This is a genomic window from Pseudomonas sp. GL-B-12 (assembly GCF_019955895.1).
Taxonomy (GTDB): domain Bacteria; phylum Pseudomonadota; class Gammaproteobacteria; order Pseudomonadales; family Pseudomonadaceae; genus Aquipseudomonas.
Genome location: NZ_JAHBCX010000088.1, coordinates 103,700 through 123,598, shown reverse-complemented (window position 1 = coordinate 123,598; position 19,899 = coordinate 103,700). Strand labels below are relative to the sequence as shown.

The 19,899-nt window shown below is 62.6% G+C and carries 18 protein-coding genes; 9 read left to right on the top strand and 9 right to left on the bottom strand.

The genetic code is table 11. The features are described 5' to 3' along the window. Positions 1-118: 118 nt before the first annotated feature. The 9 genes from KGA85_RS30915 to KGA85_RS30880 all read left to right on the top strand — a co-directional run bounded on the left by KGA85_RS30915 (position 119) and on the right by KGA85_RS30880 (position 7,001). Positions 119-1,441, top strand: coding sequence for an MFS transporter (locus KGA85_RS30915; protein WP_223460974.1), 1,323 nt, complete (start codon positions 119-121; stop codon positions 1,439-1,441). 160 nt (positions 1,442-1,601) lie between these two features. After that, positions 1,602-2,594 (top strand): AraD1 family protein, encoded by a 993-nt coding sequence (gene araD1 / locus KGA85_RS30910; protein ID WP_223460976.1) that lies wholly within the window; start codon positions 1,602-1,604, stop codon positions 2,592-2,594. Positions 2,595-2,604: 10 nt separating this feature from the next. Beyond that, positions 2,605-4,185, top strand: coding sequence for an aldehyde dehydrogenase (NADP(+)) (locus KGA85_RS30905; RefSeq protein WP_223460978.1), 1,581 nt, complete (start codon positions 2,605-2,607; stop codon positions 4,183-4,185). 54 nt (positions 4,186-4,239) lie between these two features. Further along, positions 4,240-4,578 carry a DUF5629 family protein gene (locus KGA85_RS30900; protein ID WP_223460979.1) on the top strand — a complete coding sequence of 113 codons (339 nt, stop codon included), beginning with the start codon at positions 4,240-4,242 and terminating at the stop codon, positions 4,576-4,578. After that, a complete protein-coding gene (locus KGA85_RS30895; protein ID WP_223460981.1) occupies positions 4,571-5,740 on the top strand; it encodes a lactonase family protein in 1,170 nt (389 codons plus the stop codon). The genes KGA85_RS30900 and KGA85_RS30895 overlap by 8 nt, the downstream gene beginning before the upstream one ends. Before the next feature lie 156 nt (positions 5,741-5,896). Beyond that, complete coding sequence (locus KGA85_RS30890) at positions 5,897-6,076, top strand: hypothetical protein (protein WP_007979950.1); 180 nt, start codon at positions 5,897-5,899, stop codon at positions 6,074-6,076. Positions 6,077-6,293: 217 nt separating this feature from the next. Further along, positions 6,294-6,419 carry a hypothetical protein gene (locus KGA85_RS31230; RefSeq protein ID WP_259674415.1) on the top strand — a complete coding sequence of 42 codons (126 nt, stop codon included), beginning with the start codon at positions 6,294-6,296 and terminating at the stop codon, positions 6,417-6,419. A gap of 115 nt (positions 6,420-6,534) precedes the next feature. After that, the gene (locus KGA85_RS30885; protein WP_223460982.1) at positions 6,535-6,747 is read left to right on the top strand and encodes a hypothetical protein; all 213 of its coding nucleotides are present in this window, start codon (positions 6,535-6,537) and stop codon (positions 6,745-6,747) included. Next, a complete protein-coding gene (locus KGA85_RS30880; RefSeq protein ID WP_223460985.1) occupies positions 6,744-7,001 on the top strand; it encodes a hypothetical protein in 258 nt (85 codons plus the stop codon). Before KGA85_RS30885 ends, KGA85_RS30880 begins: the two co-directional genes overlap by 4 nt. Before the next feature lie 168 nt (positions 7,002-7,169). Here the strand turns inward: KGA85_RS30880 and KGA85_RS30875 are convergent, their stop codons facing one another. From KGA85_RS30875 to KGA85_RS30835, 9 genes are all read right to left on the bottom strand, one after another. Continuing rightward, a complete protein-coding gene (locus KGA85_RS30875; RefSeq protein WP_223460987.1) occupies positions 7,170-7,766 on the bottom strand; it encodes a glutathione S-transferase in 597 nt (198 codons plus the stop codon). Next, on the bottom strand, positions 7,763-11,404 hold the full coding sequence (locus KGA85_RS30870) for an AAA family ATPase (RefSeq protein ID WP_223543637.1): 3,642 nt from the start codon (positions 11,402-11,404) through the stop codon (positions 7,763-7,765). The genes KGA85_RS30875 and KGA85_RS30870 overlap by 4 nt, the downstream gene beginning before the upstream one ends. Then, positions 11,401-12,645, bottom strand: coding sequence for an exonuclease SbcCD subunit D C-terminal domain-containing protein (locus KGA85_RS30865; protein WP_223543636.1), 1,245 nt, complete (start codon positions 12,643-12,645; stop codon positions 11,401-11,403). The genes KGA85_RS30870 and KGA85_RS30865 overlap by 4 nt, the downstream gene beginning before the upstream one ends. A 254-nt stretch (positions 12,646-12,899) precedes the next feature. Continuing rightward, positions 12,900-14,549, bottom strand: coding sequence for a BatD family protein (locus KGA85_RS30860; RefSeq protein WP_223460993.1), 1,650 nt, complete (start codon positions 14,547-14,549; stop codon positions 12,900-12,902). Then, positions 14,546-16,285 carry a VWA domain-containing protein gene (locus KGA85_RS30855; protein ID WP_223543635.1) on the bottom strand — a complete coding sequence of 580 codons (1,740 nt, stop codon included), beginning with the start codon at positions 16,283-16,285 and terminating at the stop codon, positions 14,546-14,548. Before KGA85_RS30855 ends, KGA85_RS30860 begins: the two co-directional genes overlap by 4 nt. Continuing rightward, the gene (locus KGA85_RS30850; RefSeq protein ID WP_223460997.1) at positions 16,282-17,364 is read right to left on the bottom strand and encodes a vWA domain-containing protein; all 1,083 of its coding nucleotides are present in this window, start codon (positions 17,362-17,364) and stop codon (positions 16,282-16,284) included. The genes KGA85_RS30855 and KGA85_RS30850 overlap by 4 nt, the downstream gene beginning before the upstream one ends. Continuing rightward, on the bottom strand, positions 17,357-17,851 hold the full coding sequence (locus KGA85_RS30845; RefSeq protein ID WP_223460999.1) for a DUF4381 domain-containing protein: 495 nt from the start codon (positions 17,849-17,851) through the stop codon (positions 17,357-17,359). Before KGA85_RS30845 ends, KGA85_RS30850 begins: the two co-directional genes overlap by 8 nt. Then, on the bottom strand, positions 17,848-18,792 hold the full coding sequence (locus KGA85_RS30840) for a DUF58 domain-containing protein (protein ID WP_046037168.1): 945 nt from the start codon (positions 18,790-18,792) through the stop codon (positions 17,848-17,850). The genes KGA85_RS30845 and KGA85_RS30840 overlap by 4 nt, the downstream gene beginning before the upstream one ends. Positions 18,793-18,797: 5 nt before the next feature. Next, entirely contained in the window at positions 18,798-19,757 is a 960-nt protein-coding gene (locus KGA85_RS30835) for an AAA family ATPase (RefSeq protein ID WP_057715002.1), read from the bottom strand. Between the last annotated feature and the right edge of the window lie 142 nt (positions 19,758-19,899).

Sequence of the window (19,899 nt, the reverse complement as noted above, 5' to 3'; positions counted from 1 at the left end):
GTTGTTGAGTAAATAGTATTACTATATAGTCTGCTCAAACGGAGGGATGGCCCTGGCGAATTTTTCGCGAGAGGCGTCCCCCGAGGTTCTATAACAACAACAATCGGAGACCGATCTCATGAGCCAGGAACTGCGGCTTATCCGTCGCATCACGCTGAAACTGATTCCCTTCCTGATCCTGCTGTACCTGATCGCCTATGTGGACCGCTCCGCGGTGGGCTTCGCCAAATTGCACATGGGCGCAGACATCGGCCTGGGCGATGCCGCCTACGGTCTTGGCGCCGGGCTGTTCTTCATCGGCTACTTCCTGCTGGAAATCCCCAGCAACCTGATGCTCGACCGCTTCGGCGCACGGCGCTGGTTCGCGCGGATCATGGTCACCTGGGGCGCCATCACCATCGGCATGGCCTTCGTCCAGGGGCCGAACAGCTTCTATGTGATGCGCTTTCTGCTCGGCGCCGCCGAAGCCGGGTTCTTCCCGGGCGTTCTGTACTACATCACCCAATGGTTCCCGGTGCGCCATCGCGGCAAGATCCTCGGGTTGTTCATCCTGTCGCAACCCATCGCAATGATGATCACCGGCCCGGTGTCCGGTGGCTTGCTGGGCATGGATGGCGTGTTGGGGCTGCACGGCTGGCAGTGGTTGTTCATCGTCATCGGCTGCCCGGCGATCCTGCTGACCTGGCCGGTGCTGCGCTACCTGCCGGACGGCCCGCAGCAAGTGAAGTGGATGGACCAGGCGGAAAAGGACTGGCTGAGCGGCGAGCTGAAAAAGGATCTGGATGCCTACGGCCAGACCCGTCACGGCAACCCGTTGCACGCCCTCAAGGACAAGCGCGTCCTGCTGCTGGCGCTGTTCTACCTGCCGGTGACCCTGAGCATCTATGGCCTGGGCTTGTGGCTGCCGACCCTGATCAAGCAGTTCGGCGGCAGCGACCTGGTGACCGGTTTTGTCTCGGCGGTGCCGTACGTCTTCGGGATCATCGGCCTGCTGATCATTCCGCGCAGTTCCGACCGCTTGAACGACCGCTACGGCCACCTCGCCGTGCTTTACGTGCTGGGTGCGATCGGCCTGTTCCTCAGCGCCTGGCTGTCGGTGCCGGTGCTGCAACTGGCGGCGCTGTGCCTGGTGGCGTTCGCATTGTTCTCCTGCACGGCGGTGTTCTGGACCTTGCCGGGCCGCTTCTTCGCCGGCGCCAGTGCGGCGGCGGGGATCGCCTTGATCAACTCGGTGGGCAACCTCGGCGGCTACCTCGGTCCATTCGTGATCGGCGCGTTGAAGGAATACACCGGCAACCTGGCTTCGGGCCTGTACTTTCTGTCGGGGGTGATGGTGTTCGGGCTGGTGTTGACCGGTGTGGTGTATCGCTTGCTGGAACGCAAGCACGTGTTGCCGGCCGATGAGTTTGCGGCCAGTGCACGTGGGGCTTCCCGTACCTGAATCTTGGGATCAGCCCCGATCAACTGTGGGAGCGAGCCTGCTCGCGATGAGGTCGTCACATCCGACATTGATGTCGACTGATGCACCGCTTTCGCGAGCAGGCTCGCTCCCACAGGGGGACTGCGTTGTTTTGAAGTGTTGGGTTAACAGGAGAAAATTCATGCGTTTGGTTCAGTTCGAATTGAGTAACGGCGAACGCCGTGTCGGTGTTGTCGAGGCAGGCCTGGTCCGTGAAGTACAGGACGCGCGCACCGTTCGCGATCTGGCGCTGGCGGCGATCGAGGCGGGCGCAAGCCTTGAGCAACAGGTGCAAAGTATGGGGCTGGGCATCAGCCATGACTATGCCGAACTGCTGACGCAGCGGCGCATCCTGTCGCCGCTGGACCATGTGGATCCGGCGCACCTGCTGGTCAGCGGCACGGGCCTGACCCATCTGGGCAGCGCGTCGGCCCGGGACAAGATGCACCAGCAAAGTGGCGACGAAACCGCGATGACCGACACCATGCGCATCTTCAAGTGGGGCGTGGAGGGCGGTAAGCCGGCGGCGGATGAAGCCGGTGTGCAACCGGAATGGTTCTACAAAGGCGATGGCAGCATCGTCGTCAGGCCGGGCCTGCCGTTTCCCCTGCCGCCGTTTGCCGAAGATGCCGGTGAGGAGCCCGAGATCGCTGGCCTGTACGTGATCGGTCACGACGCCAAGCCGTATCGCCTGGGCTTTGCCGTGGGCAACGAGTTCTCCGACCACGTCATGGAACGCAAGAACTACCTGTATCTGGCCCACTCGAAACTGCGCAGCTGCAGCTATGGCCCGGAACTGCGGGTCGGCGAACTGCCGCAGCATCTGGCGGGCACCAGCCGCATCCTGCGCGGCGGCGAAGTGCTGTGGCAGAACGATTTTCTCAGTGGCGAGGCGAACATGTGCCACAGCCTCGCCAACCTCGAATTCCATCATTTCAAGTACAGCCAGTTCCTGCGCCCGGGGGATGTGCACATTCACTTCTTCGGCACCGCGACCCTGTCCTTTGCCGACGGCATTCGCACGCAGCCGGGTGACGTGTTCGAGATCACCCAGGCCGAATTCGGCGCGCCATTGGTCAATGGCATCGCACCGGTCGCAGCGGCTTTCGCGCCCGGCACCGTCGGCACACTTTGAGGACTTACCCATGACCCGGATTCTTGGTCACAACTACATCGGCGGCCAACGCAGCGCCGCTGGTAGCGTCAAGTTGCAGAGTGTCGATGCGACGACGGGCGAGGCCTTGCCCGACGATTTTTATCAGGCGACCCCGCAGGAAGTCGATGCGGCGGCCAGTGCGGCGGCGGCCGCGTACCCGGCCTATCGCAGCCTGAGCGCGGAGCGGCGGGCGCAGTTTCTCGAGGCCATTGCCGATGAACTGGATGCCCTCGGTGATGATTTTGTCGCTGTGGTCTGCCGCGAAACGGCGTTGCCCGCAGGCCGAATTCAAGGCGAGCGTGGGCGTACTTGCGGGCAGATGCGCCTGTTTGCCAAAGTCTTGCGTCGCGGTGATTTCTACGGCGCACGGATCGACCGGGCATTGCCGGAGCGTCAACCGTTGCCGCGTCCGGACCTGCGTCAATACCGTATCGGCCTCGGGCCGGTGGCGGTGTTCGGTGCCAGCAACTTTCCGCTGGCGTTCTCCACCGCCGGCGGCGATACCGCCTCGGCGCTGGCCGCCGGTTGCCCGGTGGTGTTCAAGGCCCACAGCGGTCACATGGCCACGGCTGAACGGGTGGCGGATGCGATCATTCGCGCCGCCGAGAAAACCGGCATGCCGGCGGGCGTGTTCAACATGATCTACGGCGGGGGCGTCGGCGAGGCACTGGTCAAGCATCCGGCGATTCAGGCCGTGGGCTTCACCGGTTCGCTCAAGGGCGGTCGAGCCTTGTGCGACATGGCGGCGGCCCGTGCGCAACCGATTCCGGTGTTCGCCGAGATGTCCAGCATCAACCCGGTGATCGTGTTGCCCCAGGCGTTGCAGGCGCGGGCCGACACGGTCGCCCGGGACCTCACGGCGTCGGTGGTCCAGGGCTGCGGCCAGTTCTGCACCAATCCCGGTCTGGTGATCGGCATTCGTTCCGCGTCATTCAGTGCCTTTGTGCAGCAAGTGGCCGGGTTGATGGGCGACCAGCCGGCGCAAACCATGCTCAATGCCGGAACCCTGAGCAGCTATGGCCAAGGGTTGCAAAAGCTCCTCGTGCATCCGGGGATCGAGCATCTGGCCGGCAATCCGCAACAGGGCAAGCAGGCACAGCCACAGTTGTTCAAGGCCGATGTCAGCCTGCTGCTCGATGGCGATGAAGTGTTGCAAGAGGAAGTGTTCGGTCCGACCACGGTGGTGGTTGAAGTGGCGGATCCTGCACAACTGACGGCCGCCTTGAACGGCCTGCACGGCCAGTTGACCGCCACCGTCATTGGCGAGCCGGAAGACTTCGAGCAGTTCGCCGGGCTGACGGCGTTGCTGGAACAGAAGGTCGGACGCATCCTGCTCAATGGCTATCCGACGGGCGTGGAAGTCTGCGATTCGATGGTCCACGGCGGGCCTTACCCGGCAACATCCGATGCGCGCGGTACGTCGGTGGGCACACTGGCCATCGATCGTTTCCTGCGCCCGGTGTGCTTCCAGAACTACCCGGACAGCTTGCTGCCGGATGCGCTGAAGAACGGCAATCCGCTGCGTATCCAGCGACTGGTGGATGGGCAATCGTCCCGCGAGGCGCTTTAACTGTCAGTCACAATCCCACAGGTTGGTCATTCCAACCGAGGGAAATGGGGTGCTATGAGCTATCATTGCGTCTTTCTCATTCAAAGACTGATTGCCATGACTGCCCCAACCGACACCTTGCTCAATGCCCTCGAACACTGCGGAATGGTCGAAATCGACGGGCTGCATGCCTTCGAATTCGCCCTCGACGAGTTCGATAACCTGCACATTGAATGCATGGATGGCCGTGCGGCCAAACACTGGGAGTTCACCCCGGCGCAGATCCAGGCCGCGACCTTCGACACCACGCTGCAAAGCTGGTTGATCACCGGTGACTCGGGTGAACACCGTTTGGTGTGCCTGGGTGATGTCGTCAGCGGTGACAACGAAGATGACGACCAGGACGATGCGTAACCTCTGGCCACTGTTGATGGCCGGCAGCATCGGCGCCATGGGCGTCCAGGTCGCATCCGCCGATGACTATCAACTGCTGGTGGGCTCCTACACCGCCGGTCAAAGCCAAGGCATCTACCGCCTGGCTTTCGACAGCAGCACCGGGCAGATCGATGCCAGCCCCCTGCAAGTGATCAAGAGTGAAAACCCGTCGTGGCTGACCCTGTCGAAGGATCAGCGACACCTGTTCGTGGTCAACGAAAACGGCCCGGGCCAGACGGACCCGGTAGGGCGCGTCAGCAGTTTCGCGATCGATCCCAAGACCCATGCGCTGAGCCTGGTCAGCCAGGCCCAAAGCCTGGGCAACGAGCCGACCCATTCCAGTCTCAGCGCCGATGGCAGCCATTTGTTTGTCAGCAATTACTCGGTGGCCGAAGACCCGGGCGGCACCCTTGCGGTATTGCCGGTGGCGGCCGATGGCAAGCTCAAACCGGTGGTGCAGATGAGCAGCCACCCGGCGAGCCGGGTCAATCCCGAGCGCCAGGCCTCGGCCCACGTGCATTCGACCATCCCGTCACCGGATGGCAAATACGTGTTCGCCAATGACTTGGGCGCTGACAAGGTGTTTGCCTACCGCTTCGACCCCAAGGCCAATCCGGAACGGCCGTTGACCCCGGCCACCCCGGCATTCGTGCAGCTGCCGCCGGGCAGCGGGCCGCGCCACCTGCTGTTCAGCGCCGATGGCAAACACGCCTGGCTGACCATGGAAATGAGCGCGCAAGTAGCGGTGTTCGATTACCACGACGGCCAACTCAAACAGACGCAGATGGTCGATCTGGCTGCTGGGCAACCTGTCTCGGACAAGGCTGCGGCGGCGTTGCATGCCTCGGCTGACGGCAAGTTCCTCTACGTCAGCAACCGTGGCACGGCCAATCAACTGTTGGTGTTTGCCATCGATCCGGCGACCGGCCACCTCAGTGAGCTGCAACGGCGGGCGGTGGAGGGCGATCATCCGCGGGAATTCAGCCTCGATCCGAGCGGCAAATTCCTGTTGATCGCCAACCAGAAAAGCAACCAGATTGTCGTCGTCGAGCGCGATGCCAGGAGCGGTCTGCTGGGCAAGACCGTGCAAAAACTGCCGATGGACGCCCCGAGCGACCTCAGGTTTCTGCTGCGTCAATAAGCCGCAGGCCCCGGTTGATGGGGCCTGCCTGCTTTTATCAATGACGCTGATATCTGGTACTGCTACAAAGCATTTCAAGGCACGAACCCTCGAGGGTTAAGTTTGCTTCACGGCCCCACCGGGCAAGCAAGCCAACTGAATCCGAGGAATACCGCCATGAACTTCAACATCTTCTCTGTCATTGCCGCTTCCGCCATTTCTGCCACCGTTGCGCTGCCAGCCAGTGCCAACGTTGAAATCAGCGACAAAAAAGCCCACACCCAGAGCTACACCCAGAAGTACCTGCAACAGAGCGCCAACTTCTACGCCGCGCTGGATCACAAAACCCAAGCCTGAACGTTCAACCCTGCCTTTATGCAGGAGCGAAGTCACTGATGATCGAAGACCCTGATGTTGAAACACGGGTGTTGAAAACGATCAGAGTGATGTTGCTCCTGCATAACGCATTTGCGTCAGTATCAGTTTGCCATCAATGTCGCGCTTGATATCACATGGCCATACGTCTAAATTGACGCTGATTCTTTGACTCCCCCTCACGGCAAGGATCGGCAGCATGGTGACGCGTCTGGCATTGGTTCTTCTGTTTCTCTATTCCACTCCCATTCTGTCGGCAGCCGACCCTGTCCCTGGTGAGCCGGAGGCTGCGCGCGAGCGCTTGATAAGTTTTATTGAAGACTGAAATAGTCTGGCTTAATGATCAATGAGGTTGATGGTCACTATGGATAACCCTGAGTGGTTACCCAGGCTTTTTTGATCGATTCTGTGGGCATTGAAACATGCCTGCGGAGAACATCATGGCCAGCACAATTCTCACTTCTGCCAAACACGGCGCCTATGTGGCGATCGGTCTTTACCTTGCCATGGTGCTGGTGGTCAGCCTTTCAGCGCAGTCGCAATCCACCTTTGAAGCGCCGATCCAGGTTGCTTATCCCGGCATCCAGTTTGAACACCGTGCGCAAAACGCGGACGTTGATCAGGCTGAACTCGCAGGAGTCGTCGGCGCATGAAAGGGCACAGACTCTGGGTCATCGCCTTCCTGGCGTTCATGACCAACGGATCCTCCCTGTTGGGGATCGGCCAGGGCTCGGCGGGCTCGGTGGCACGGGCCATCGAAGCCAACCACAACATTGCCCGCAGCATCGAAAACGCCAATGCCCAGGGGATGTTGGCCGGCAATCCGCCGATCAGGAATGAAGGGGTGGTTTTTGGGCCGTTCCAGGTGGATTGCACGGCGATCGGGATGTGTGAGGTGTTGGTCTGAAGCCTGCTGTCGATGAAGGGCTTTTGTGGCGAGGGAGCTTGCTCCCGCTCGGCTGCGCAGCAGTCGCAAATCGCCTAACGCGGTCTGCCTGGAAAAACCAACCGCCTGACATTGGGGCCGCTTCGCAGCCCAGCGGGAGCAAGCTCCCTCGCCACAGTGTCGGTGTTTTTACTTGCGCATCACACCGGTAAACAAGTCCGACTCCAAAAACCGCTGCAACCAATCCTGCAAACGCCGATACGGCGTCTGCGCAAACCAGTCGCGGTCTACATGGGCGAACTGCCGCACGAAGGGCATCAACGCCGCATCGGCCAGGCTTGGATGATCGGCCAGCAAGTAGTCGCGTCCCTCCAGCAACTCATCCAGCCTTTGCAAAAACACCTCGCCCTCACCGCGATAAACCTCCATCGGCTGCTCGGGATAACGCTCGGCGTACTTGTAGCGATTCAAGTGCACCTTGAACACCTGATCGTTCTGTTCGATCAGGGGGGCGATTTGCGCCGCTGCGGCAGGATCGTCCTTGAGCAGCCAGTCCTGCGGATCGTTCTGTGCCAGGGCCCAGCGCATGATGTCGAGGCTTTCGTCGATCACCCGGCCATCGGCGCTCAGCACCGGCACCGTGCCTTTACTCGACAGCGCGAGCATCTCGGCGGGCTTGGCCTTCAGGCTGACTTCGACAATGTCCACGGCCACGCCCGAGTAGCGCAGGGCCATGCGTGCGCGCATGGCGTACGGGCAGCGGCGGAAGGAGTACAGCGTGTTCATTTCACCTCCAGGGTGCTCAGGCCGTTGCCCTGGCGCTGGACCTGAATCTGCACCGGGATCCGTTCATGCATTTCCTGTACGTGGGAAATCACCGCGACCTTGCGGCCCTGGGCCTGCAAGCCGTCGAGGGCGTCCATGGCCAGTTGCAGGGATTCCGGATCGAGGCTGCCGAAGCCTTCGTCGATGAACAACGACTCGATTTTCAATGTGCTCGATGCCATCGACGCCAGGCCGAGGGCCAGCGCCAGCGAGACCAGGAAGGTCTCGCCACCGGACAGCGAATGCACCGAACGCAGTTCGTCGCCCATTTCGGTGTCCATCACCAGCAAGCCGAGCATGCTGCCGCCGCGCTTGAGGCGATAGCGGCGCACCAGTTGGCGCAATTGCACGTTGGCATGGTGCACCAGCAGGTCGAGGTTGTAGGCCTGGGCGATCTTGCGGAAGGTGTCGCCGGTAGCGGAGCCGATCAACGCATTCAGGCGTGCCCAGCGTTGGTACTCGCTATAGGCATCGGCAATCTGCTGCGCCAGGGCCTGATTGGCGTTCTGCCGGCGCTGGTCCTCGGCCTGTTCTGCGCGCAGTTCGGCGCAGTGTTGCTCGCTGGTGGCAGCGAGGTTTTGCAGGTCGATCAGCGCACTGGCCAACTGCTCGGCGTCAAGGTCGCCGTTGTGTTGCGCCTGATGATCGAGCAGGCGCTTGTCGCGCTCCTGCACCAGGACGCTGGCCTGTTCGATGGCTTTTTCGCTGTGCTGCAAGCGCTGGCGCAGTTCGCTGACCTGGGTGTCGTCGACGCGCAGCAGGTCTTCGAGGCCGCCGTCGTCCAGTTCGGGATGGCGGGCGCGCCAGTCGCCGATCTTGCCGGCGAGTTCACGGTCCTCGTTTTCCAACACGTGCAAGTGCTGTTGCTGGGACTTGAGCTCGGCGGCGATTTGCACTGACTGCGTGAGGACGTTCTGCAGGGCCTGGCCGGTAGTGGCTTCGGCGCTGCGCGCCTGTTCCACGGCCTGTTCCAGTTGCTGCTGCCAATGCTCGGCGCTGCTGTGTTCGCCGAGTAATTGCCCGAGCGTGTGCTGGCTCGCCTGTTGCTGCTCGGCCAGTCCAGTGAACTGCTGTTCGGCGGCGTGCAATTGCTGCACGCGGCTGTGCTGGCGATCCTGTTCCTTCTCCAGGTTTTGCTGGCGCTGTTGCTGCTCGGCCAGTTCTTCCTTTTGTTGCTCGAGTTGCGCCAGGCGTTCGGCGATCTGCCGGTCGAGCTGCATGAAGGTCGCGGCCGGTTCGACGCGCAGTGCTTGCAGGGTTTCGGCCGGCAGCAGGTTGGCGAATGCGCTGAGTTCTTCGTCCAGGCGCTGGCGGTCGTTGCCCAGCTCGCGCTGTTGATTGCTCAGGTGCTGGGCCGCTTGCTGGTGCGCGGTTTCGGCATGGCGCGTTTGCTGGGTCAGGCGTGCGGCATCCTGTTGCAGGGTGAGCAGCGCGCTCTGCCGTTGCTCGTCCTGGCTGATGCTCTGGTTGAGCTGACTGTTTTGCTGGACGAGCCAGGCATCGCGTTTGGCGACATCCTGGCTCAGCAGTTGGGTCGCCAGCGGATGCGCTTCCAGACTTGGGGCGAGGGCCTGCTGCTGGGTCGCCAGTTGCTCCTGTTGTTGCAGCAGTTCCTTTTGCTGGGCGATCAGCCCGCCGACCTCAGCTCGCAAGTCAGTAAGTTTTTCCTTGAGCAGGTCGACGGCCTTTTGCGCGTTGGCCTGTTCGCTTTCATCAAAACGGCCGAGGCTCTGCAGCAGGGCTTCGGGCTGATGATAGGGATGTTCGTTACTGCCGCAGACCGGGCAAGGCTGGTCGTCCTGCAACTGCGCGCGCAGCTCTTCGACACTGGCACTGCGCGCCAGACGTTGACGCTCCAGCAGTTCGCGCGTGACGTTGAGGGTCTGTTCGGCAACGCTCAGATCAGCCTTGGCCTTGACCCCGTCCTGGGTCAGGCGTTCGCGTTCCTGCTGCGCGGTGAGCTGGCGCTGTTGCAGCTCGGCGCCGCGCTTGTCCAGGTCCTGCTGGCTGGCCCACAGGCGCGCAAGGTCTTCGACGGCGCGCAGTTGCTTACGGTTGTCCTGCAACAGGCTGCCCAGGATGCCGATCTGCTCGGCGACAGCATCCGGTTCGGCACCAGCCTCCTTGAACAACACCTCCAGTTGCTGCTTGTGCGCGGTGAGTGCCTGGTCGGTGCTCGCGGCGTTTTGTTTGAGGCTGACCAGTTCGGCCTGGCCCTGATTCAACCGGTTGCCGATCAACATCAACTGTTGCAGGCGATCACGGTAGGCATTCCAGGCATCGCTCAACGGAGCCAGATGCGTGCTTTGCTCCAGCCCGGTGGCGATGCGCTGCAAGTCCCCGGCGCCACGTGTTTGCTGATCGAGCAAGGTCTGAATCGTGCCCTGGCCCTGAGTACAGGCTTGTTGCGCCTGTTGCCTGGCTTCGGCGCTGAGGGCGGTGTCCTTGGCCAGGCGGGCGAGGGTGCTTTGCGCTTCGAAGGCCTGACGCAGCAACGGCGTGCTGTCGGCTTGTCGTTGTTGGGTTTCGCTCAAGGCGATCCGGGCGCTGCTCAGCAGTTGCTCAAGCTGTGTCTGGCGCTCGCCGAGTTCGCCGTGCTGCTGCGCATGCAAGGCAATTTGCGCCGCCAAGGGTGTCAGCAGCGCATCGACCTCGGCCTTACGGGCGAACTGGTGCCGTTGTGGGGCCAGCTGTTCGAGGCGGGTGAACCTCAAACGCTCGCTGGCCAGGGCTTCCCAGTGGGTCTGCGCCGATTGCAGTTGTTCGCTGGCGGCCAGATGTTCGTCCTGCAATCGACGCAGGTCCTTGAGCCAGGTGTCCTGCAGTTCAAGCTGTTTGAGCTGCGCCTGTCGGGTCTTGAGTTGTTGCTGCGCCTGGTTGAAGCGCTCATCCAGTTCTGCGCGGGCTTCGGGTGACAGCGGCGTCACACCGCTGGCCTGATCCTGCAGCAGCTTGTGCGCCTCGCGAGCCTCCTTGGTCTTGTCGAAGGCCCGACGACCGAGGCGGGTGTAGAGCGCCGTGTCGGTGAGTTTTTCCAGCAGTTCGCTGCGGTCGTTGTCATCGGCCTTGAGGAATGCGCTGAACTCGCTTTGCGCCAACATCACCGCGCGGGTGAACTGCTCGAAATTCAGCCCCAGCGCGGCTTCGAGCTGAGTCTTGTATTCGCCTTTCTGGCTGGCGAGCAATTGATCCTGATCGATATCACGCAAGCTCTGGCGGCTGGCCTGCAGCTTGCCAGCGGCCTTGTCCCGGGCGCGATTGGCTTCCCAGCGGGCACGGTAACGACGGCCGTCGACACCAACGAAATCCACTTCCGCATAGCCTTCACCCGTGCCGCGACGCAGCAGGGTGCGCGGGTCGCCAGTAGCGATTTCGCCGTCGGCGTCCGGCACCTTGGCATCGCGGCCGGTGTTGTTCAGGCGCGGTACGGCGCCAAACAGCGCCAGGCACAGGGCATCGAGCAAGGTGCTTTTGCCGGCGCCGGTGGGGCCGGTGATGGCGAACAGTCCGGCACTGGCCAGGGGTTCAGCGGTGAAGTCGATTTCAAACGGCCCGGCCAGGGAGGCGAGGTTTTTCAGGCGGATCGCGAGAATTTTCATGGTTGTTCGCTCTCCATTTGCACGTCCTGCAACAGCTCGGCAAAGTCCTTGAGGGTCTGCTCGTCGACCTCGCTGCCGTAGTTGTCCTGCCAGGCGCGGCTGAACAGTTCCTGAGGCGTGAGCTGGTCCAGTTCGATCAGCGTGTTGCCGTCCTCGACGCCGTCACGGCCGCCGTTGCCGGCGTACTCGGCGGCGATGCGCACCAGGCGCACGGCCTTGCCTTGCAGGGCGTTTTCCATTTGATTGCGCAGGTCGGGCTGCGGCTCGTCGAGGCGCACCCGCACCTCCAGCCATGGCTGGCGCTGGATGTCGGCCAACAGGTCGATGTTCGGCAGGTCCGCCAGTTGCAGCAGGATCTCGCTCAATGGCGCCGGGCCGATGCGTTGCAGGTTGACCGCGCGGGGGATCAGTTTCGGCTCGACGCTAAGCAGGGTTTCGCCGTCGAGCTTGATGTCGAGAATCTGGTGCTGATAGCTGATCTCGGAGAATGACAGCGGAATCGGCGAGCCGCTGTAGCGGATGCGCTCCTCGCCGTTGACCTTCTGCGGCTTGTGCAAGTGGCCGAGGGCGACGTAGCTGATGCTCGGCCCGAACAGGCTGGCGGGCAGGGCTTCGGCGTTGCCGATGATCAGGCTGCGCTCGGAGTCTTCCGACACCGAGCCGCCGGCCATGTGCGCGTGGCTGATGGCGATCAGTGCCTGACCCGGCTGGCGCTTGGCGTTGGCCGCTTCGATCAGCGACTCGTGCACCTGACCGATCCCGCGCAGGTAGTTGTCGCCCAAGTGCGCGCCGGTGACTTCCGCCGGGCGCAAGAATGGCAGCGCCAGGCACCAGCCGGCGATTTCACCACTGGCATCGGGCAAGGGCAGCAACAGGCGTTCGGCGTCCAGTTGACCGTCGTCGAGCCACAACACACGACCGAGGGCATGAGTGCGCAAGCGACGCATCAACGGCGCGGGCAGTTCGATCCGCGAGCCGGAATCGTGGTTGCCGGCGATCATCACGATGGTCAGCAACGGCTGCTGTTCGTGGGCGCTAACGATGAAGTCGTAGAGGCGTTCCTGGGCTTTGACCGGCGGATTGACCGTGTCGAAGATATCGCCGGCAATCAACAGCACATCCGGTTGATCCAGTTTCAGCTGGCGCAGCAGCCAGTCGAGAAAACAGCCGTGTTCGAAATCGCGATCCTGGCCGTGCAGGTTCTGCCCGAGGTGCCAGTCGGAGGTGTGAAACAAGCGCAAGGCGGACTCCGCTACAAAATAGGTAATGGCCGCGGGAAAAATGAAGGCGGCGAAAGGGGAGAGAGTTTACTGGTTTAAATGCCCGGTCGCGCAATGGAATGCTTTGTGGCGAGGGAGCTTGCTCCCGTTGGGCCGCGAAGCGGCCCCAAGTTTTTTCTGGTACACCGAGTTGCCCGGATTTACGGCCGCTTCGCGACCGAGCGGGAGCAAGCTCCCTCGCCACAGGCAATCGCCCTCGCCACAAGGGTCGGTGTTTATTTGGGGTAAAGCGGCGGCAACCCACTGTCACCGACCGGGTCCTGCGCCCGTTCGGCAATCGGGATCGCCTTGATCGCCCGCCACAACTCGTCACCCTGCCAGTACTGGCCGGTTTCGCTGTACAGCGCGCCGTTCAGGCCGTCGAGGGCGTCGGATAGAGGCACAAAGCGGGCGGCCATGTCGGCCAGGGTTTCCGGCTGTTGGCGGGCCCAGGCGTCGAGGGCCTGGCGAGTGGCGTGGGAGTCGTTGGCCTGGCAGGCGCGCTTTAGGTCGTCGAGCACGGTGCGCGGGCTAGGGCCGGTTTGAGCGACACGCGCCACCGCCGGTTGCCAGCGGCCACGCCACCAGAGGCCGAAGCCGAGCAGGGTGGTGCAGGCCAGGATCAAAGTACTGAGCTTCCAGCGCCAAAGTGCTTCGCTGTCGGCGCTGGCATCGATCGGTGAGGCGCCGGACGGGGTGTCGACCATCAGGCTCGGGTTGGCCGCCACGTGCAGCGTGCGGGCAGGCAGGCTGCTGTGTTCCAGATGGTCTTCGAGGGTGTTCCACCAGACTACGTCGACGGTGGGTAACTCGATGGCGCCGGTCCGTGTAGGCACCAGGGCTTCTCGGTCTTCACGGCTGCCGACCAGGCCGCGTTCGCTGTTCTGGTTGCCGAGCACCGGTTGATCCGGGTAGCGACGCAGACCGCCGACTTCGGTGCCGGGCAGCGGTGGCAGTTGGGTGCTGGACAAGCCTTCGGCTTTCACCGTCAGGCTGCGGGTCAGTGAATCGCCGACCTGGGCGTGATCCGGTTCCGGGTTCCAGCTTTCGCTCAGGGTCAGGCTGCGTGCAGGGAGCCAGGGCGCGTCGGCCGGATAGGTGATGGGTTTGGCCTTGACCGTCAACAGCAGTTCGGTCGAGGTGACGCGCATCAACTTGCCGGCTTTCGGCCCCTGGGCGGTGTCCTGTACCGGTTGTGCGTCGACCAGCGCGGCGTTGAAGACCTGCGCCGGAATGATCAGTTCGCCACTGTGTTGCGGGTAGATCGCGTAGCGCATTTCGATCACGCCATGGCGCTGGCCGTCGATGTCTTTTTCGTAGGTGCGTGATTCGCCCAATTGTTCGATGCGTGCGTCAGGTATCTGCAAGGGCGGCAGGCTGCTGTCGTCGTACAGCGACACCGAATGGTAGATGCGCAGGGTCAGGACTGCCTGAGCCTGAACGTAGACGCTGGTTTGATCGAGGCTGGCATCAATGAACACCGGGGCCCGCTTGTCCGGGTTGTCCGGTGTTTCGCTCTCGACCACTTGCAGGGTGATCGGCTGGCTCTGCAGTTCACCCAGTTGCAGTGACGGAATCACCACGCTGCCGTTTTGCCGGGGCAGGAGGGTGACGATCCAGCGGGTAGTGGCCTGGTTTTCACCGCTCAGGGTGTTCAACTGGTTGACCTGGCGTGTGCCGCGCACTTCGAACAACGGCTCCAGCGCTGTCAGGTCAGGTTTGCCGAACTGAGTGACATCGCTGGATTCCAGGGTCAGTTCGACCGTCTCGCCCGAGCTCAGGCGACTGCGATCAACACTGGCGACCAGTTCTGCTGCCTGTGCCTGAACCGTGCAGAACAACAGGCCATGCAGCAGCGCGAGCAATAAAACGGTGAAGCGGGTCATCGAGTTTCTTCCTGATCCTGATGTTGTTGCTGTTCGTACCAAAATTTGCGCCTGAGCAGTTCACCGGGGTCATCCGGGATCTGTCGCAGCCACTGCTCCAGTGCCTGGCGCTGTTCACCTTCGATGCTGTCGGTGGCCGGGCGCAAGGGCGGTGTGGTGTGTTGTTCGTCATCCAGTTCGCTGCCCGGTACTTCGTTGGTCCCCGGTTTTGGCGGTGTGGTGGGCGATTGTTCTTCTCCCGGGCGGGGCGGTTGCCCCTCGGTTTTCGGTTCGCCGCTGCTCGAGGGTTGGGCGGCGGCGCCGGGCGGTGGCTCCTGGGATTCGGCTTCGGGCCGGGCGTTGCTGGCTGCGTCTGGCTCAGGAGCGGGTGGCGTGTTTTTCTCCTTGAGCAGACGTTCGACCAGCGCCTTGTTGGTCAGTGCCGGACGCAAATCCGGTTGACGTTCCAGTGCCTGTTCGTAAGCGTCCAGGGCTGCCTCCAGCTCACCGCTTTTGGCCAGGGCATTGCCTCGATTGTAGTGGGCGTGGGCATTGTCGCCTTCGGCAAACCGCTCGGCGGCGCCTGCGTAGTCGCCGGCCTCATAGAGCGCCACGCCTTGCCACTGATGGTCTTCGAAGCGCCGGGAGGCCTCCGCCGGACGCTTCTGTCTGAGTAAGTGCACGCCTTGTTGATCAGGACGCAGCCACAGGTCCGCGAGGTCGAAGGCGTAGCTCGGTTGAGGCAGCGCCAATAGCAGCGGCAGGCACAGCAGCCAACCGCGACGTCCCGCGCAGGCCGCGAGCAGCAACAGTGGCAGCAGCAACCAGTAACCCTGATCGGCCCAGGTGTCCAGGCGCAAGGTCTGACCGTCATTGCGCAAGTTGCGTGGACCGTCGAGCAGGCCAAGGGCGTGCAGGTCGCTATCGTCCAGGCGCGCCTGGCGATAGCGACCATCCAGGTCGTTGGCAAAACTTTTCAAGCCAGGCTCGTCGAGGCGCGGCACGAGAATGGCGCCTTGTTCATCCTTGAGGAAGCTGCCGTCCTCCTGAGTGATGGGCGAGCCTTCGGCGGTGCCGATGCCGAGCATCAGGAATTGAGTCGATTTGCCGTTCAGCGCGCGACGGATGCCCAGCCGCTCTGGTTCGGTCAGGGACGAACCAATCAGCAGGATCCGGCCGTCGCCCAAAGCCGCCTGTTCGAGCAGCGCCAGGGCCTTGAGCACCGCCAGATCGGCGCGATGACCGGCCTCTGGCATCAATGACGGTTTCAGTGCATCCAACAGGTTGCGGCTGGTGGAAAGATCATCTGACAGCGGTACCAGCGTGTGGGCACTACCGGCGTAGACGACGATGGCGGTTTGCGCGTCGCTGCGGATCTGCAGCAGGTCAAGCAGCTTGCGTCGTGCCTGTTCGAGTCGGTTGGGCGTGACGTCGGTGGCGAGCATTTCCGGGGTCAGCTCGAGAATCACCACCAGCGGGTCGGCAGGCTTTTGACTGGTCTGCTCGACACGCTGCCAGCCCGGACCCAGCAGGGCGAGCACGGTCAACAGCCAGGCGAGGCCGAGGGCGATCCAGGGCAATTTACTGTCACGTCCACTGCCACCGCTGAGCAGTGCCGTGTGAAAGGCTGGAGGTAGAATCATCTGCCAGCGTCCGGCGCGCTTCTTGCGGTGCCAGAGTTGCCAGAGCAACCAGCCAAGCACCGGCAGCAACAGTAGCCACCAGGGGCGGAACCAGTAGGGCCACAGCGCACTCATCGGCGCCTCCGCAGGCGCAGGCGTTTGAGACGCTGGCGCCAGTCGGGCAGCAATTGCGTTTGCAAATACAGATCCTTGGTAAACAGGCGTTGCAACGGGTTGTCCGGCCAGAGTACGGGGGCCAGCAGCAGCATGCTCAACCACAGAGCCAGGGCCAGCGGCCAGTGATACAAGGCTTGGGTCGGGCGGGCCTGGGTCGGTTGCTGGGCCACGGGCTCCAGTTGGTCAAGGGTGTCCTTGATCGTCTGCAGTTCCTTGCCGTCGCGCGCACGGAAGTACTGGCCACCCGTGGCCTCGGCGATTGCCTTGAGGGAAGGCTCGTCAAGGTCCAGGCTCGGATTGACGCCGAGAAAGCCGACCGTGCCGCTTTGCTCCGGATCGGCACCGATGCCGATCGGGTAGATTTTCACGCCTTCCTTGGCCGCCAGCCGCGCCGCGGTGAGCGGGTCGATTTCGCCGCCATTGTTGGCGCCGTCGGTGACCAGTATCAGCACGCGGCTTGTTGCCGGACGCGAGCGCAGGCGCTTGAGGGCCAGGCCGATAGCATCGCCGATGGCGGTGTTTTTGCCGGCAATGCCGATGCGTGCCTCATCGAGCCAGACGCGCACGGTGTGGCGGTCGAAGGTCAGCGGTGCCTGCAGGTAGGCCTGGCTACCGAACAGGATCAGGCCGACCCGGTCACCTTCGCGGCTTTCGAGAAAGTCTCCGAGCAGATGCTGGACCAACGCCAGTCGGCTCACATCTTCGTCCTGCCACTGCATGTCAGGGAAGTCCATGGAACCGGAAACGTCCACTGCCACCAGCAGATCGCGGCCACTGGCGGCAATCGGCAAGGGTTCGCCGAGCCACTGCGGGCGCGCCGCCGCGACCAGCAGCAACATCCACAGCAGTATGAACGGTGCCTGCTGACGCCATGCCGGCAGGTTGGCCCGGGCGCGACGCCCGGCGAGGCCTTCCAGGTCGCTGAGGAAGCTGACCTTGAGCGCCGGTTCGCCACTGTCGGCCACCGGCAATACGATGCGCATCAGCCACGGCAGCGGCAACAGGGCAAAAATCCACGGCCAGGCGAACTCAAACATGCTTGCGAATCCATGTTTCGACGGCCTGGGTCAGGCCGGCGATGGCCTTGTCGTCGAGTTTGCATTCGGGTTTGTAGGCGCCTTCGACCAGCACCATCCAGCGGGTCAGCCCGGCTGCCGGGCAGCGATTGTCGAGGAACGCCAGCCACTTGCGCCCGTTGAGGGTGTGGCTCTGACTGTAGGGATAGTGGTTGCGGCACAGGCGCTTGAGCAAGCCATTGAGTTGCTGCAGCCAGGCACCGGCTGGCGCACCGTCGTAGGGTTTGGGCATCAAGGCCAGCTCTGCCAGGGCGGCCAGGCGCACCGGGTCAAGCGGTTGTTCGGCGCGTACCACGGGGCGTTTGCGTGGAATGAAGCGCCACAACTTCCACAGGCCCAAACCGATCAGTGGCACCAATAGAAGCAGCAACCACCAACCCGGTGCCGGAGGCCAGAATTCCACCGGTGGCGGGGATATCAATGGTTGCAGTTGATCAAGGCTGCTCATCGACCTTTCCCCGGTTTCTGTGGGTTCAGGTATTCGCGCAATTGCTCGACCATCTCGCTCTGGGTACTCAGGGGCATCATCAACACCCGCAGTTTCTGTGCGAGCAGCTCCCAGCGCGCGATGCGTGCTTCGGCCTGTGCCCGGTAAGCCTGGCGCAGGTCGAAATTCAGCGTGTCGAGTTCCAGTTTCGCACCGCGTTCGGCGAAACGTAAAAGGCCAGCAGCGGGCAGGGCATGATCCAGCGGATCGGACACCGGCAGCAGCAGCAGGTCGCAATGACGCGATAACAGGCTCAGCTGTTGCTCGGCGCTTTCCGATAGCGCGCGTTCATCGCAAATCACAATGACAAGGCTGCCCGGGCGTGACACCTCCCGCGCTCGGCGCAAGGCAATGCCAAAGGCGTCGCGGTCCGGCTCGCCTTCGGTGGTCAGCGACTGGTTGACCCGCACCAGCCGGTTGAGCAACTGCAGCAGGCTTTGTTTGCTGCGCCGAGGCTTGATTTCGTAGTGCACATTGTCGCCATACACCAGGCCGCCGACCCGGTCGTTGTGCCCCAGGGCTGCCCAACCGATCAGGCTCGCGGCCTGGGCGGCGAGCACCGACTTGAACATCAGGCCCGAGCCGAAAAACAACCGGCGGCTTTGTTCGACCATGATGAAAATCGGCCGCTCACGTTCTTCGTGGAACAGCTTGGTGTGGGGTTCCTGGGTGCGCGCAGTCACGCGCCAGTCAATGGTGCGCACATCGTCGCCGGCCTGATAGACCCGCACCTGATCGAAGTCGACACCACGCCCGCGCAATTTTGAATGGTGCAGGCCGATCAGCGGGCTGCGTTGGCTCGGCGTGGAAAACAGCTGCACTTCGCGCACGCGATGGCGCATCTCGATCAGGTCGGCGAGGCTGACACGGATGCCCGGCTCGGGCGGCAGGCTGGCGTTCATCGGGGTCAAGCGACGGCTACGACGTCGAGAATCCGCTGGACCACCCGGTCCTGATCGATGCCAGCGGCTTCGGCTTCAAAGGACAGAATGATGCGATGGCGCAGCACGTCGAACAGCACGGCCTGGATGTCTTCCGGGCTTACAAAATCACGCCCGGCCAGCCAGGCGTGGGCGCGGGCGCAGCGGTCCAAGGCAATCGAACCGCGCGGGCTGGCGCCGTAAGCGATCCACTCGGCCATCTCCGGATCGAACTTGGCCGGGGTGCGGGTGGCCATGACCAGCTGCACCAGGTACTCCTCCACAGCGTCGGCCATGTACAAACCGAGGATTTCCTTGCGTGCGACAAAAATCGTCTGTTGAGTAACCCGACGTTCAGGCTTCGCTTCGCCGTTCAGGGCTTCTCCACGGGCTTGCTGCAGAATCCGGCGCTCAACAGTGGCATCGGGAAAGCCGATTTTCACGTGCATCAGGAACCGGTCAAGTTGGGCTTCTGGCAGCGGATAGGTACCTTCCTGCTCGATGGGGTTTTGCGTGGCCATCACCAGGAACAGCGGCGACAGCTCATAGGTGCTGCGCCCGACGCTGACTTGTCGCTCGCCCATGGCTTCGAGCAAGGCCGACTGAACCTTGGCCGGTGCGCGGTTGATTTCGTCCGCCAGTACCAGGTTGTGGAAGATCGGGCCTTGCTGGAACACGAAACTGCCGGTTTCCGGGCGGTAGATTTCCGTACCGGTAATGTCGGCCGGCAACAGGTCAGGGGTGAACTGGATGCGGTGGAACTGAGCTTCGATGCCTTCGGCAAGTTCTTTGATGGCCTTGGTCTTGGCCAGGCCAGGGGCGCCTTCGACCAGCATATGGCCGTCGGCGAGCAGGGCGATAAGCAAGCGCTCGATGAGCTTTTCCTGGCCGAGAATCTGCGTTGAAAGAAAGGTTCGCAGCGCTAATAGCGCTTCACGATGTTCCATCGATGACTGTTCCTGCAAAAGGGTGGCCGAGGACGTTCGAAGTACGCCAAGGCTGGGGGCGTTACTTTAATCCATCGCGGGGGGCGGCGACTAACGGCATTTTGCGCAAAGTGCGGGAAATGGTTAGCAATAGTTGTAGGGA

What these genes read in the sequence shown, in the direction of transcription:
- KGA85_RS30915 (WP_223460974.1), top strand. Translation starts at nt 119, where the DNA reads ATGAGCCAGGAACTGCGGCTTATCCGTCGCATCACGCTGAAACTGATT.
- araD1 (WP_223460976.1), top strand. Translation starts at nt 1,602, where the DNA reads ATGCGTTTGGTTCAGTTCGAATTGAGTAACGGCGAACGCCGTGTCGGT.
- KGA85_RS30905 (WP_223460978.1), top strand. Translation starts at nt 2,605, where the DNA reads ATGACCCGGATTCTTGGTCACAACTACATCGGCGGCCAACGCAGCGCC.
- KGA85_RS30900 (WP_223460979.1), top strand. Translation starts at nt 4,240, where the DNA reads ATGAGCTATCATTGCGTCTTTCTCATTCAAAGACTGATTGCCATGACT.
- KGA85_RS30895 (WP_223460981.1), top strand. Translation starts at nt 4,571, where the DNA reads ATGCGTAACCTCTGGCCACTGTTGATGGCCGGCAGCATCGGCGCCATG.
- KGA85_RS30890 (WP_007979950.1), top strand. Translation starts at nt 5,897, where the DNA reads ATGAACTTCAACATCTTCTCTGTCATTGCCGCTTCCGCCATTTCTGCC.
- KGA85_RS31230 (WP_259674415.1), top strand. Translation starts at nt 6,294, where the DNA reads ATGGTGACGCGTCTGGCATTGGTTCTTCTGTTTCTCTATTCCACTCCC.
- KGA85_RS30885 (WP_223460982.1), top strand. Translation starts at nt 6,535, where the DNA reads ATGGCCAGCACAATTCTCACTTCTGCCAAACACGGCGCCTATGTGGCG.
- KGA85_RS30880 (WP_223460985.1), top strand. Translation starts at nt 6,744, where the DNA reads ATGAAAGGGCACAGACTCTGGGTCATCGCCTTCCTGGCGTTCATGACC.
- KGA85_RS30875 (WP_223460987.1), bottom strand. Translation starts at nt 7,766, where the DNA reads ATGAACACGCTGTACTCCTTCCGCCGCTGCCCGTACGCCATGCGCGCA.
- KGA85_RS30870 (WP_223543637.1), bottom strand. Translation starts at nt 11,404, where the DNA reads ATGAAAATTCTCGCGATCCGCCTGAAAAACCTCGCCTCCCTGGCCGGG.
- KGA85_RS30860 (WP_223460993.1), bottom strand. Translation starts at nt 14,549, where the DNA reads ATGACCCGCTTCACCGTTTTATTGCTCGCGCTGCTGCATGGCCTGTTG.
- KGA85_RS30855 (WP_223543635.1), bottom strand. Translation starts at nt 16,285, where the DNA reads ATGAGTGCGCTGTGGCCCTACTGGTTCCGCCCCTGGTGGCTACTGTTG.
- KGA85_RS30850 (WP_223460997.1), bottom strand. Translation starts at nt 17,364, where the DNA reads ATGTTTGAGTTCGCCTGGCCGTGGATTTTTGCCCTGTTGCCGCTGCCG.
- KGA85_RS30845 (WP_223460999.1), bottom strand. Translation starts at nt 17,851, where the DNA reads ATGAGCAGCCTTGATCAACTGCAACCATTGATATCCCCGCCACCGGTG.
- KGA85_RS30840 (WP_046037168.1), bottom strand. Translation starts at nt 18,792, where the DNA reads ATGAACGCCAGCCTGCCGCCCGAGCCGGGCATCCGTGTCAGCCTCGCC.
- KGA85_RS30835 (WP_057715002.1), bottom strand. Translation starts at nt 19,757, where the DNA reads ATGGAACATCGTGAAGCGCTATTAGCGCTGCGAACCTTTCTTTCAACG.